Below are 12535 nucleotides of genomic sequence, written 5' to 3' on the forward strand. Positions count from 1 at the left end.
GCGCGCCGGAATTCACCCGCCCGTGGGCATCGGGCCGGGCCGTCCCCGACGGTCGTGCGCCGCCACTCGGCGGCCGTTCCTCCCCCGTTCCCGTCGCCGCTGGGCGGCCGTCCGTTCCCCTGTGCCCGTCGCCGGTCCCTGGCGCGGTGCGGCAAAAAAGTGATATCACTTTGACATCGGATGCGGATGCTCGCAGAAGGAGTCGCTCCCATGACCACACCGCCTTTCGCCGTCGAGGACGGCCCCGCGCTGGACCTCCCGGTCCCCAGGATCACCGAACGGGTCATCACCGGGGCGGCCGGCCTGCCGGTGCTCGGCGGCGCACTGTTCGGCCTGCTCGCCGGGGTCGGCTCGGTCATCGCCGGCGCGGCCCAACTGTCCTCGAAGACCAGCGGGTTGGGCATCGCCCTGGTGATCGCCGGGCCGCTGCTGCTGCTCGGCTCACTGCTGACGACGTTCGGGCTGACGGTGGTCTCGCCCGGTCAGGCCCGGGTGGTCCAGCTGCTCGGGCGCTACCGGGGCACCATCCGCGCCGAGGGCCTGACCTGGCTGAACCCGTTCACCAACCGCCGGCACATATCGCTGCGGATCCGCAACCACGAGACCGAGACCACCAAGGTCAACGACGCGGACGGCAACCCGATCGAGATCGCCGCCGTGGTGGTCTGGCAGGTCGAGGACACCGCGATGGCGCTCTTCGAGGTGGACGACTACGCCGACTTCGTCGCCATCCAGACCGAGACGGCCGTGCGGCACATCGCCACCAGCTACCCGTACGACGCCCACCACGAGGGCCAGTTGTCGCTGCGCGACGGTGCGGACGAGATCGCCCGCAAGCTCTCCGCCGAGATCTCCGCCCGGGTCGCCGCGGCCGGGGTGCGGGTCGTCGAGTCCCGGATCACCAGGCTCGCGTACGCTCCGGAGGTCGCCCAGGTGATGCTCCAGCGTCAGCAGGCCGGGGCCGTGGTGGCGGCGCGCAGGCTGATCGTCGAGGGCGCCGTCGGTATGGTCGAGGAGGCGCTGGAACGGCTCGCCGAACGCGATGTCGTGGAGCTGGACGAGGAGCGCAAGGCCGCCATGGTGAGCAACCTCCTGGTGGTGCTCTGCGGCGACCGCGGCACCCAGCCCGTCGTGAACACGGGCTCCCTCTACCAGTAAGGCGAGGCCTTGGCGACGGAACGGAAGAAGCTCCTGTTGCGACTGGACCCTTCAGTTCACGACGCGCTCGCCCGATGGGCCGCGGACGACCTGCGCAGCACCAACGCGCAGATCGAGTTCCTGCTCCGCCGCGCCCTCACCGACGCGGGGCGGATGCCCGGCGGCGCGGCCCGGCTTCCCCGGCGCGGACGCCCGCCCAAGGAGGACCCGGAGAGCGGCGGTCCCGGCGGGGACTGACCGCGGCGGCCCGGGCCACCCACAGATCCTCCAGATCCTGGGAGAACGAGATGGACCTGCCTGCCAACCTGCCCGAGAAGCTGTACCTGCTCGCCCACGACCCGCGGCGCGGGCGGACCACCCAGCACTCCTCGCTCAACCTGCTGCTGCAGGCGGCGGCGCTGACCGAGCTGTTGCGCCGGGGCCTGCTGTACGAGGAGGGCCGCAAGGCCGTCGCCCGGGTCCGCGGCGGCGCCGCCGAGGACGGCCTCGACCCGTACAGTGCCGACCTGTTGGGCCGGATCAGGGCCACCCGGCCGCACAGCTGGAGCTCGTGGGTCGGCCGCGCCAGGAGCACCGGGCGCGACCAGCCGATCCGCCGGGTCCGGGACGGCCTGGCGGAATCCGGCCGGATCACCCTCCGGCCGCACCGGGTGGCCGGCCTGTTCCCGGTGACCCTGGTCACCGTGCACGACCCCGGGGTCCGCAAGGCGCTGGAGGCCCGCGTCACCGGGGCGCTGACGGGCCCGTTCAGCCGGGTCGACCCGGCCGACGCGGCGCTGACCGCCCTGGTGGCGGCGGGGAAGCTCCGTACGGTGCTCGGCTCCAGGGAGCGCCGGGAGCACCGCGGCCGGATCGCGAAGCTGGCCCCGGCGGCCGGCCCGGTCCCGCGCGCGCTCGGTACCGCCCTGGCCTGGCGGACGGCGGGCCACGCCGCGGAGAGCGCGGCCCTGGGCTGACGGACCGTCCACGGGGGTGACGGTCCGTCCGCGGGGCCGCGGAGCCCGGTCGCCCGTCCGGCGGCCGGGCTCCCGGCCGTCCGGGCCCGTAAGCTGGCCGGATGCTCGAACCCGCCCTGCTGCCGACCCCGCTGGTGGACTGCGCCGACGAGGCCTTCGCCCGGGCCGGGGTGGAGCTGCGGCTGAAGCGGGACGACCTGCTGCACCCGACCGTCCCCGGCAACAAGTGGCGCAAGCTGGCGCCCAACCTGGCCGCCGCCGTGGAGCAGGGCCACACCCGGCTGCTGACCTTCGGCGGCGCCTACTCGACCCATCTGCGGGCCGTCGCGGCCGCCGCCGGGGCGCTCGGGCTGGAGAGCGTCGGGCTGGTGCGCGGCGAGGAACTGGCCGACCGGCCGCGCAACTGGTCGCTGCGGGCCGCCGAGGCGGCCGGGATGCGGCTGGAGTTCCTGAGCCGGGCCGAGTACCGGGAGGCCACCGGCCGGGCCGAGGGGGAGCACGGCACGGACGCGCCGCTCCGTCGCTGGGGCCGCTGCCTGGTGCTCCCGGAGGGCGGCTCCAATGCCCTGGCCGCCGTCGGTGCGGCCGCGATCCCGGCCGAACTGCCCGGTCTCGGCGAGCGGGACGTGGTCTGCTGCCCGGTCGGCACCGGCGGCACCCTGGCCGGTATCGCGGCCGGTCTGCCGGCGGGCGCGCGGGCGCTCGGGGTGGCCGTGCTGCGCGGCGGCGAGGGCTACCTGGAGGCGGAGGTCACCCGGCTGCACCGGGCCGCCTACGGGCGCGGGTTCGGCAACTGGCGGATCGACCACGGGCACCACGGCGGCGGCTACGGCAGGGTCCCGGCCGAGCTGGCCGACTTCGCCGAGCGGTTCGAGCGCCGCCACGGGATCGCGCTGGAGCGCCGTTACGTCGCCAAGCTGCTCGCCGCGCTGGCGGACCTGGCGGGGGCGGGCGCCTTCCCCCGCGGCACCCGCCTCACCGCCGTCGTCACCGGGTTGCCGGACCCGCAGTAGCGGTCGGTCTGCCCACGGTCCACGGCCCACGGCCCACGGCCGGCAGGCGGCCGGTCAGCCGAAGGTCAGGTTGGCGCACGGGTCGGTGTCGGCGTTGCGGGTGTTCTCCGCTATGCCGGTGGGGATGCCACCCGGGACGCCGCTCGGGACGCCGCTCGGGGTGGCTCCCGCCGCGGCACCGGCCGGGGCACCGGGCTCCGGGCTCGGGGCGGTCACCGGGTCGATCCGGGGGCCGGCCGCGCGGAAGTCGGCGCCGAGGGTGACGGTGATCGCCTCCGAGCCGGGCTCCTCGACCGCCTTGGCGCCGGGGAAGAGCGCCACGACCTGGTCGGCGGTGGCCTTCAGCGCGGGGTCGTAGGAGACCTGGGTGGCCTGCTGGCCGGGGGTGTTCTGGCCGAGCGCGACGTTCCGGAAGCCGCGGGCCTTGAGCGTCTCGGCGCCGGAGCCGGCCAGGCCGGGCGTGCCGACCCCGTTGACCACGGTGATCGGCGCCGCGCTCTGCTCCGGGGTGAGCGGGGTGAGCGGGGTGCCGGGGGCGGTGCCCGGGTCGGCGCCGGGGGAGGAGGTCACCTGGCCCGTCCCGGAGGTGCTCTGCCCGTCCAGGGTGCGGTCCTCGCGCAGCAGCTTCCAGAGGGCGTCGGCGTCCGGCTGCACCAGCCGTATTCGGTCGCCGGCGAAGCGCCAGGGCGCGGTGACGAAGGAGACGTCGGAGAGCTTGATGTCCTGGATCGAACGGGCGAAGTCCACCAGCTTCATCGCGGTGCCCAGCCCCTCGTCCACGGTGAGCGACTTGGTGGCCGCGTCGGCCAGCGGCAGCAGGGTGGGCAGTGAGAAGCCCTGGCCCTGGACCTTCTTGATCATCGAGGAGAGGAAGGCCTGCTGACGCTTCATCCGACCGATGTCGGAGTTGTCGCCGATCCCGTGGCGCGTCCGCAGGTAGTCCACCGCGGACTGTCCGGAGAGCTTCTGGAGGCCCTTCTTGAGGTGTATGCCGTACTGGTTGACGTCGTTGGGCACGCAGGCCTCCACGCCGCCCACGGCGTCGGACATCGCGGCCGCGCCCTTGAAGTCGACCACGACGGTGTGGTCGATCCGCAGCCCGGTGAGCTTCTCCACGGTGTTCTGGGTGCAGGCCGGGTTGCCCTTCTCGGCGAGGCCCACGGTGAAGGCGGAGTTGAACATCTGGTCGGTCTTCGGCGTCGTCCAGGTGCCGTTCGGCAGCTTGCAGGACGGGATGGTGACCAGGGTGTCGCGGGGGATCGAGACGCCGACGGCGTGCTTGTGGTCGGCGTAGACGTGCACCAGGATCGCGGTGTCCGAGTGGCCGACGCCCTCGTCGCCGCCGCCCAGCGAGTCGTTGCCCTCGTCGCGGGTGTCCGAGCCGAGCAGCAGCACGTTGACCGGGACGGAGGCGCCCGGGCTGGCCGGGACGGGTGCCGGCGGGCGCTCGGTGGCGACGCCGCCGGAGTCGAAGGTGGTGATGTTGTTGTCCAGCCGGTGGTAGAACCAGGCTCCGGCGCCCACGACCGACAGCACCAGTACGGCGGCCAGGCCGATGGCGGTCCGCAGGTAGCGGCGCCGACGCGTGCTGCTGCTCATCCTCCGTGCCCCCCGTCTTCAGGTCTCTCGCGTTCGATGTTCGAACGTTAGACGTTCCGGGAGGCTGTTCGGTTACCCCCCTGGGGCCTGCGGAAGGCCCCCGGGTCCTGTGATGCTGGTCACGCGCCGGGGCCGGAGGCGCCCGCGAGCATCCGCCGGAGCAGGTCGCGCAGCGCCGTCCGCTCGTCCGGGCCGAGCGCGGCCAGTGGCTCGCGGGCGAAGTTCAGCGACTCGCGCAGTTCCTCGGAGGCGGCCGAGCCGGTGCCGGTGGCGGCGACCAGCTTGACCCGGCGGTCGTGCCGGTCGGCCTCACGGGTCACGAAGCCGCGGGATTCGAGCCGGTCGACGATGCCGGTGATGTTGGAGGGCTCGCAGCTGAGCGTCTGGGCGATCTGGCGCATCGGCATCGGGCCGCGCCGCAGCAGCGCGAGCACCTTGGCCTGGGCGCCGGTGAGCGAGCGGGCGGCGGCGGCCTCCTCGTACTCGCGGTGGAACAGTGCGACCAGGTTGGCCATCAGGTCGACGACCTCGCGGGTGATCTCGTCGGGCTGCGGCGCGGCGTCCTGGATCGACTGGGTGTCCATGGTCGACAGTCTACCTGAAAAGTTGACAACATGAACCTTTCATGCCCATCGTTACTTCAGTTGCTCAACCTTTCAGGTGCCGAAACCGCACCTGAACCACACCTGAACCCGCAGCCGAACCGCAAGGAGCGCCCCCGATGGCAGAGCAGGCCGCCGCCCCCGCGACCGCCCGTGAATGGCACCTCGCCGCCCGCCCGCAGGGCTGGCCGGTGCCGACCGACTTCGCCCTGGTCGAGGCCCCGGTCCGGGCCCCCGGCCCGGGCGAGATCCTGGTCCGCAACGCCTACCTCTCGGTGGACCCGTACATGAGGGGCCGGATGAACGACGTGAAGTCGTACGTCCCGCCGTTCCAGCTGGGCCGGGCCATGGACGGCGGTGCGGTCGGCTACGTCGTCGCCTCCGGGGCCGAGGGCTTCGCCCCGGGCGACGCGGTGCTGCACGGGCTCGGCTGGCGCGAGTACGCGACCCTGGACGCCGGGCGCGCGGTCAAGGTCGACCCGGCCGCCGCCCCGCTCTCCGCCTACCTCGGCGTGCTCGGCATGCCCGGCCTGACCGCCTACGCCGGCCTGCTCGCCGTCGGCGCCCTGAAGGAGGGCGACAAGGTCTTCGTCTCCGGCGCGGCCGGCGCGGTCGGCTCGCTGGTCGGCCAGATCGCCAGGCTCAAGGGCGCCTCGCTGGTGGTCGGTTCGGCCGGCTCGGCGCAGAAGGTGGCCAGGCTGGTGGGCGAGTACGGCTTCGACGCGGCCTTCAACTACAAGGACGCCCCGGTCGCCGAGCAGCTCGCCGAGGCCGCCCCGGACGGCATCGACCTCTACTTCGACAACGTCGGCGGCGACCACCTGGAGGCCGCGATCGGCGCGCTGAACGTGCACGGCCGCGCGGTGCTCTGCGGTGCCATCGCCCAGTACAACGACACCGCCGCACCCGCCGCCCCGCGCAACCTCGCGCTCGCCATCGGCAAGCGGCTGCGCCTGGAGGGCATGCTGGTGGGCGACCACGCCGGGCTCCAGTCGCAGTTCGTCGCGGAGGTGGCCGGCTGGCTGAAGTCCGGTGAACTGCGCACCGAGGAGACCGTGGTGGACGGTTTCGAGAACGCCGCCGAGGCCTTCCTCGACCTGCTGCGCGGCGTCAACACCGGCAAGATGGTCGTCCGCTTGGATGGCTGACGCTTCGTCAGGTCACCGACCGCCCCGTCGCCCGCACCGGGCGGCGGGGCGGTCGGGCATCGGCGGTGCGCGCTCGGGCGCGGGCGTCGCGGCCGCACTACCGCATTCCGGCCGGATCCGAAAGTGCGTCATCCATCCTGTGGCGCCGCGCGGTACGGTGGTCCCGCCGGCGATGGGGCCGTTCGGGGGAGAGATCCGGCCGAGGGGTGGACCTCGTTGAGGATTCGACTAGCATTGAGCGAAAGCCTGTCCGTTTTGCTCAATTTAGTAGCTTAATGTCGGCTAACGTGAGTAACTGCGGATCAACTGCAGGCACGAGGCAGCTGGGGAAGGCGACCCTCGTCCACAGCCTGGAGGTCCCGGTGACGACACGTGGAGTTCTGTACATCCACTCCGCGCCCCGCGCGCTGTGCCCGCACGTCGAGTGGGCCGTCGCGGGGGTGCTCGGTGTGCGGGTGAGCCTGGACTGGATCCGCCAGCCGGCCGCACCCGGGCATTGGCGTGCCGAGCTCTCCTGGCAGGGGGAGCCCGGTACGGCTTCGAAGCTCGCCTCCGCGCTGCGCGGCTGGCAGCTGATGCGGTACGAGGTGACCAGCGAGCCCTGCGCCACGGCGGAGGGGGAGCGGTACAGCAGCACGCCCTCGCTCGGCATCTTCCACGCCGTCACGGGCATCCACGGCGACATCCTGATCCCCGAGGACCGGTTGCGCGCCGTCCTGCTGCGCGCCCGCAGCGAGGGGGCCGATCTGGAGGCCGAGATCGCCCGGCTGCTCGGCAAGCCCTGGGACGACGAGCTGGAGCCGTTCCGGTACGCGGGCGAGGGCGCGCCGGTGCGCTGGCTGCACCAGGTGGTCTGAGGCCGCCCCGCACGGACCGGGCAGGCACGACGAAGGGGCCGGCGCTCAAGGAGAGCGCCGGCCCCTTCGTCACGGGCGTCAGCGGGTGCGGAAGGCCAGCACCACGTTGTGGCCGCCGAAGCCGAACGAGTTGTTCAGCGCGGCGATCCGGCCCTCGGGCAGCTTGCGGGCCTCGTCACGGACGATGTCGGCGTCCACGTCGTCGTCCAGCTCGTCCACGTTGATGGTCGGCGGGGCGATCCGGTGGTACAGGGCCAGCACGGTGGCGACGGTCTCGATGCCGCCGGCGCCGCCCAGCAGGTGGCCGGTCATCGACTTGGTGGCCGAGACCGCGATGTGGTCGAGGTCGTCGCCCAGCTCCTTGCGCAGCGCCTTCAGCTCGGCGGTGTCGCCCTGCGGGGTCGAGGTGGCGTGCGCGTTGACGTGCACGATCTCGGCCTTGTCCAGCTCGTTGCGCTCGAACAGGTCGGCCAGCGCGCGGGCCACGCCGGCGCCGGTCGGCTCGGGCTGGGCGATGTGGTGGGCGTCCGAGGACAGGCCCTGGCCCACGGCCTCGCAGTAGATCCGGGCGCCGCGCGCCTCGGCGTGCTCGACCGACTCCAGCACGACCACGCCGGCACCCTCGCCCAGCACGAAGCCGTCGCGGGCCTTGTCGTAGGGGCGGGACGCGCGCTGGGGGTCGTCGTTCTTCTTCGACATCGCCATCATGTTGGCGAACGCGGCGATCGGCAGCGGGTGGATCGCCGCCTCGGTGCCGCCGGCCACCACGACGTCGGCGCGGCCGGTACGGATCATCTCGATCGCGTAGCCGATCGCCTCGGCGCCGGAGGCACAGGCGGAGACGGGGGTGTGCACGCCCGCGCGAGCGCCGACCTCCAGACCGACGTTGGCCGCCGGGGAGTTGGGCATCAGCATCGGGACGGTGTGCGGGGAGACCTTGCGGGCGCCCTTCTCCTTCAGCACGTCGTACTGGTCGAGGAGCGTGGTCACGCCGCCGATGCCGGAGGCGATCACGGCGCCCAGGCGCTCGGGGGCGAGCTTGGAGGACTCGTCGGTGGCGGGGGTCTCGTAGCCGGCGTCGGCCCAGGCCTCGCGGGCGGCGATCAGCGCGAACTGGGCCGAGCGGTCCAGCTTGCGGGCCAGCGGGCGGGGCAGGATCTCGCCCGGCTCGACGGCGGTCCTCGCCGCGATCTTCACCGGCAGGTCCTCGGCCCACTCCTCGGTCAGGGCCGCCACGCCGGACCGACCGGCGACCAGGTTCTCCCAGGTGCTGGCGGCGTCGGCGCCCAGCGGCGTGAAGGCGCCGATACCCGTGACGACCACGGTGCGGTTTTCAGCGGTCACTGGTTTCTTCTTCTCTCACGTGTGCGGGGGGTCGGCGGCGTGCCGAGGAAGGGCCCGGCCGGGCGCCCCGAGTGGGGGCGTCCCGGCCGGCGGGGTCGGCCAGGCTCGATGAGCCCGGCCGACCGGTCAGCCTTCGCCGGCGTACGGGACGCCGGACGGGCTGGCCGAGTCGAACTGGTCGATCGATCAGGCGTTGAGGATGTAGTTCACCGCGTCGCCGACGGTCTTCAGGTTCTTGACCTCGTCGTCCGGGATCTTGACGTCGAAGCGCTCCTCGGCGGCCACGACGACCTCGACCATGGACAGCGAGTCGACGTCCAGGTCGTCGGTGAAGGACTTGTCGAGCTGGACGTCCTCGGTCGGGATGCCGGCGATCTCGTTGACGATCTCGGCGAGACCTTCCAGGACCTCTTCCTGGGTAGCCATACTGGCTGCTCCTCTACGGTGTTGAGCGTGTCCGGCCGGCGGCCGGACACAGGCTTGTGAATTGGGCGAATGCGCCTAGGGGAGAGTAACGACTGCTGCGGCGTACACGAGACCCGCCCCGAACCCGATGATCAGGGCCAGGTCCCCGCTGTGGGCCTCACCGCTCTCCAGCATGCGTTCCATCGCCAGCGGGATGGAGGCCGCGGAAGTGTTGCCGGTCTCGGCGATGTCGCGGGCGACGGGTACCGACTCCGGCAGCTTGAGCGCCTTGATCATGGCATCCGTGATCCGCATGTTGGCCTGGTGGGGGATGAACGCGCCGAGCTGGTCGGCGGTGATCCCGGCGGCGTCCAGCGCCTGCTGGGCCACCTTGGCCATCTCCCAGACCGCCCAGCGGAAGACCGGCTGGCCGTCCATCCTCAGGGCCGGCCACTTGGTCTCCTCGCCCGCGCCGTTGATCGCGTCGGACTTGGCGAAGGCGGTGTCCCAGGCCTGGGTCTGGGTGATGAGGTCGGCCTGCGAGCCGTCCGAGCCCCAGATCAGCTTGCCGATGCCGGGGGTGTCCGACGGGCCGACGATCGCGGCGCCGGCGCCGTCACCGAAGATGAAGGCGGTGGAGCGGTCCGACTGGTCGGTCAGGTCGCTGAGCCGCTCGACGCCGATGACCAGCACGTAGTCGGCGTTGCCGCCGCGGATCATGCCGTCGGCCAGGCCAAGGCCGTAGCCGAAGCCGGCACAGGCGGCCGAGATGTCGAAGGCCGGGGCGTTGCCGCAGCCGAGCCGCTCGGAGATCTCGGTGGCGATCGCGGGGGTCTGCTTGAGGTGCGAGACGGTCGAGACGATCACGCCGCCGATCTGCTCGGCGGAGATCCCGGCCTGGGCGATGGCCTTGCCGGCCGCCTGGACCGACATCTCGGCGACGGACTCCTCCGGGCCGGCCCAGCGGCGCTCGGCGATCCCGCTGCGGGTGCGGATCCACTCGTCCGAGGAGTCGATCCACTCCAGGACCTCGGAGTTGGGGATCACCCGGACCGGGCGGTAGCCGCCGACGCCGAGGATGCGCGAGTACTGCGCGCCGCTCACCGGACGGATCTGGGGCTTGGTCATGCCTGGGTCTCCTGCTCCTGACCGCCGTGCTCCGCAACGAGCTCGCGGGCCTTGTCCAGATCGGCGGGGGTCTTGAGGGCGAGCGTGGCCACACCCTTGAGGTTGCGCTTGAGCAGCCCCGTGAGGGTGCCGGCGGGGGACAGCTCGATCACGGCCGTCGCACCCAGCTGCCCGAGGGTCTCCATGCAGAGGTCCCAGCGGACGGGGTTGGAGACCTGCGAGACCAGGCGCGCGAGCACCTCGGCACCGGTGTCCACGACCGCGCCGTCCCTGTTGGAGACGTAGCGGACCAGCGGGTCGGCCGCGGTCAGCGTCGGGGCCAGCTGGGCCAGCCGCTCGACGCCCGGGGCCATGTGCTCGGTGTGGAAGGCGCCGGCCACCTTGAGGGCGATCAGCTTGGCGCGGGTCGGCGGGTCCGCCTTCAGCGCCTCCAGCTGGTCCAGCGTGCCGGCGGCGACGATCTGGCCGCCGCCGTTGTTGTTGGCCGCGGTCAGACCGTGCTCGGCCAGCTTCGCCGCGACCTCCTCCGGCTCGCCGCCGAGCACGGCGAGCATGCCGGTCTCGGTGACGGCGGCGGCCTCGGCCATGGCCCGGCCGCGCTCACGCACGAAGGTCAGCGCGTCGTGGGCGCCGAGCACCCCGGCGCCGGCGGCGGCGGTGATCTCACCGACGCTGTGACCGGCCACGGCGCCGACCAGCTTGCGGGCGGCGTCCTCGTCCGGGAACAGCTCCCGGGCGGTCACCAGACCTGCCGCGACCAGCAGCGGCTGGGCGACGGCGGTGTCCTTGATCTCCTCGGCGGACGCCTCGGTACCGGCGTGCACCAGGTCGAGCCCGGCGACCTCCGACCAGCCGCGCAGGCGGTCGGCGACGCCGTCGAGCTCCAGCCAGGGGCTGAGGAAACCGGGGGACTGAGCACCCTGTCCAGGGGCGACGATTACGAGCACGGTTCAACCCTCTCTCGCCAGGCGCCCAGGGGCGGGTAGGCGACGGTAACGAAGAAAACCATCCCTGATTGTGCGGTTCCTACACTCCGGCTCAGCCGGGCTCCCCGACGGCGCCCAACCGGCCGAGGGCCAGTGCGATCCGCAGGGTGAACGCCGAACGTACGTCGGAGGGGGCGTACCCCGTGACGTCAGTCACACGTCGCAGCCGGTAGCGCACCGTGTTGGGGTGGACAAAGAGCATCCGGGCCGCGCCCTCCAGCGAGGAGGCCTGCTCCAGGTAGACGCTCAGGGTCTCCAGCAGGGCGGACCCGGCCTCGTCCAGCGGTGTGTAGATCTCCTCCACCAGCTGACGGCGCGCGGCCTGGTCGCCGGCCAGCGCCCGCTCGGGCAGCAGGTCGTCGGCCAGCACCGGGCGGGGGGCGTCCGGCCAGGCGGCGCAGGCCCGCAGGCCGGCCGCGGCGGCGTGGGCCGAGCGGGTCGCGGAGAGCAGGTCGGGCACGGTCGGGCCGACCACCACCGGGCCCGGCGCGAACTGGCCGATCAGCGCCCGGGCCGCGTGCACCGGCTCCTTCTCGCCGCCGACCACGACCACCAGGCGCTTGCCCAGCACTCCGGTCAGCACGTTCAGCTTGGCGTACCGGGCGGCCCGGCGGATCGCCTCGACCACCAGCTCGCTGTCGCCGTCCGGCGCGCTGCCCATCACCACCCGGACCTGGCTGGGCTGGCCCCAGCCGAGTGCGGCGGCGCGGGAGAGCACGCCCTCGTCGGCGTCGCCGGACAGCAGCGAGTTGACCACCAGCGCCTCCAGCCGGGCGTCCCAGGCGCCGCGTGCCTCGGCGGCCTGGGCGTACACCTGGGCGGTCGCGAAGGCGATCTCCCGGGCGTAGACCAGCACCGACTCGCGCATGTCCGCCTCGTCGCCGGGGGCGGCCACCTCCTCGATGGCCTCCTCCATCACCTCGATCGTGGTGCGGATCAGCTCGACGGTCTGGCGCAGGGTGATCGCCCTGGTCAGCTCGCGCGGAGCGGTGCCGAAGACGTCGGTGGAGATCGCCTGGGCGGTGTCGGGGTGGCGGTACCACTCGGTGAAGGCGGCGATGCCGGCCTGGGCCACCAGGCCGATCCAGGAGCGGTGCTCCGGCGGCATCCGCCGGTACCAGCCGAGCTGGTCGTCCATCCGCGAGATCGCGGCGGTGGCCAGCTTGCCGGAGGACTTCTCCAGCCGCTTGAGCGTCGCCGCCCGGCGCTCGGCGCGCTCGGCGGCGTTTCTGCGCTCCTGGGCGGTCAGGCGGGGCGCCGCACGGCCGGGGCGGTCACGGGCCGACCGGGGGGCCGGGCCCTTTCCGGCGGGGTCGGGTGCGGGGCTGGGACTGGGTTC

At 73.1% G+C, this 12535-nt stretch carries 13 protein-coding genes; 6 read left to right on the forward strand and 7 right to left on the reverse strand.

Annotation, left to right across the window (positions count from 1 at the left end):
- Positions 1-210: 210 nt before the first annotated feature.
- The 4 genes from ACZ6EM_RS09690 (at position 211) to ACZ6EM_RS09705 (ending at position 3127) form a co-directional block, all read left to right on the forward strand.
- Entirely contained in the window at positions 211-1158 is a 948-nt protein-coding gene (locus tag ACZ6EM_RS09690; RefSeq protein ID WP_380542394.1) for an SPFH domain-containing protein, read from the forward strand.
- Between the two features lie 9 nt (positions 1159-1167).
- Positions 1168-1395, forward strand: coding sequence for a type II toxin-antitoxin system antitoxin (locus ACZ6EM_RS09695; RefSeq protein ID WP_359915252.1), 228 nt, complete (start codon positions 1168-1170; stop codon positions 1393-1395).
- Positions 1396-1445: 50 nt separating this feature from the next.
- Positions 1446-2114, forward strand: coding sequence for a GOLPH3/VPS74 family protein (locus ACZ6EM_RS09700; RefSeq protein ID WP_465772179.1), 669 nt, complete (start codon positions 1446-1448; stop codon positions 2112-2114).
- A gap of 101 nt (positions 2115-2215) precedes the next feature.
- Complete coding sequence (locus ACZ6EM_RS09705; protein ID WP_401051122.1) at positions 2216-3127, forward strand: 1-aminocyclopropane-1-carboxylate deaminase/D-cysteine desulfhydrase; 912 nt, start codon at positions 2216-2218, stop codon at positions 3125-3127.
- A 54-nt stretch (positions 3128-3181) separates the two neighbouring features.
- Here the strand turns inward: ACZ6EM_RS09705 and ACZ6EM_RS09710 are convergent, their stop codons facing one another.
- Complete coding sequence (locus ACZ6EM_RS09710; RefSeq protein WP_465772180.1) at positions 3182-4726, reverse strand: LCP family protein; 1545 nt, start codon at positions 4724-4726, stop codon at positions 3182-3184.
- A 119-nt stretch (positions 4727-4845) separates the two neighbouring features.
- Positions 4846-5310: a MarR family winged helix-turn-helix transcriptional regulator gene (locus ACZ6EM_RS09715; protein ID WP_359915259.1), complete on the reverse strand. Its 465-nt coding sequence runs from the start codon at positions 5308-5310 to the stop codon at positions 4846-4848.
- Positions 5311-5447: 137 nt separating this feature from the next.
- Between ACZ6EM_RS09715 and ACZ6EM_RS09720 the strand changes: the two genes are divergently transcribed.
- Together ACZ6EM_RS09720 and ACZ6EM_RS09725 are read left to right on the forward strand one after the other, a co-directional pair.
- Positions 5448-6476, forward strand: a complete 1029-nt coding sequence (locus ACZ6EM_RS09720; RefSeq protein ID WP_401045743.1) for an NADP-dependent oxidoreductase — start codon at positions 5448-5450, stop codon at positions 6474-6476.
- Between the two features lie 362 nt (positions 6477-6838).
- Positions 6839-7333 (forward strand): DUF3145 domain-containing protein, encoded by a 495-nt coding sequence (locus tag ACZ6EM_RS09725; protein WP_188296478.1) that lies wholly within the window; start codon positions 6839-6841, stop codon positions 7331-7333.
- Positions 7334-7411: 78 nt separating this feature from the next.
- On the opposite strand, the gene fabF is transcribed toward ACZ6EM_RS09725, so the two are convergent.
- The 5 genes from fabF to ACZ6EM_RS09750 form a co-directional block, all read right to left on the reverse strand.
- A complete protein-coding gene (gene fabF, locus ACZ6EM_RS09730; protein WP_359913086.1) occupies positions 7412-8677 on the reverse strand; it encodes a beta-ketoacyl-ACP synthase II in 1266 nt (421 codons plus the stop codon).
- A gap of 186 nt (positions 8678-8863) precedes the next feature.
- Entirely contained in the window at positions 8864-9103 is a 240-nt protein-coding gene (locus ACZ6EM_RS09735; protein WP_224283099.1) for an acyl carrier protein, read from the reverse strand.
- Between the two features lie 75 nt (positions 9104-9178).
- Positions 9179-10210 (reverse strand): beta-ketoacyl-ACP synthase III, encoded by a 1032-nt coding sequence (locus tag ACZ6EM_RS09740; protein ID WP_359913083.1) that lies wholly within the window; start codon positions 10208-10210, stop codon positions 9179-9181.
- Positions 10207-11157: an ACP S-malonyltransferase gene (locus ACZ6EM_RS09745; RefSeq protein ID WP_359913080.1), complete on the reverse strand. Its 951-nt coding sequence runs from the start codon at positions 11155-11157 to the stop codon at positions 10207-10209. Before ACZ6EM_RS09745 ends, ACZ6EM_RS09740 begins: the two co-directional genes overlap by 4 nt.
- A 91-nt stretch (positions 11158-11248) precedes the next feature.
- A complete protein-coding gene (locus tag ACZ6EM_RS09750) occupies positions 11249-12445 on the reverse strand; it encodes a PucR family transcriptional regulator (RefSeq protein WP_359913095.1) in 1197 nt (398 codons plus the stop codon).
- Between the last annotated feature and the right edge of the window lie 90 nt (positions 12446-12535).

The sequence above is a fragment of the Kitasatospora sp. NPDC041917 genome, from assembly GCF_055589745.1.

What these genes read in the sequence shown, in the direction of transcription:
- ACZ6EM_RS09690 (WP_380542394.1), top strand. Translation starts at nt 211, where the DNA reads ATGACCACACCGCCTTTCGCCGTCGAGGACGGCCCCGCGCTGGACCTC.
- ACZ6EM_RS09700 (WP_465772179.1), top strand. Translation starts at nt 1,446, where the DNA reads ATGGACCTGCCTGCCAACCTGCCCGAGAAGCTGTACCTGCTCGCCCAC.
- ACZ6EM_RS09705 (WP_401051122.1), top strand. Translation starts at nt 2,216, where the DNA reads ATGCTCGAACCCGCCCTGCTGCCGACCCCGCTGGTGGACTGCGCCGAC.
- ACZ6EM_RS09710 (WP_465772180.1), bottom strand. Translation starts at nt 4,726, where the DNA reads ATGAGCAGCAGCACGCGTCGGCGCCGCTACCTGCGGACCGCCATCGGC.
- ACZ6EM_RS09715 (WP_359915259.1), bottom strand. Translation starts at nt 5,310, where the DNA reads ATGGACACCCAGTCGATCCAGGACGCCGCGCCGCAGCCCGACGAGATC.
- ACZ6EM_RS09720 (WP_401045743.1), top strand. Translation starts at nt 5,448, where the DNA reads ATGGCAGAGCAGGCCGCCGCCCCCGCGACCGCCCGTGAATGGCACCTC.
- ACZ6EM_RS09735 (WP_224283099.1), bottom strand. Translation starts at nt 9,103, where the DNA reads ATGGCTACCCAGGAAGAGGTCCTGGAAGGTCTCGCCGAGATCGTCAAC.
- ACZ6EM_RS09740 (WP_359913083.1), bottom strand. Translation starts at nt 10,210, where the DNA reads ATGACCAAGCCCCAGATCCGTCCGGTGAGCGGCGCGCAGTACTCGCGC.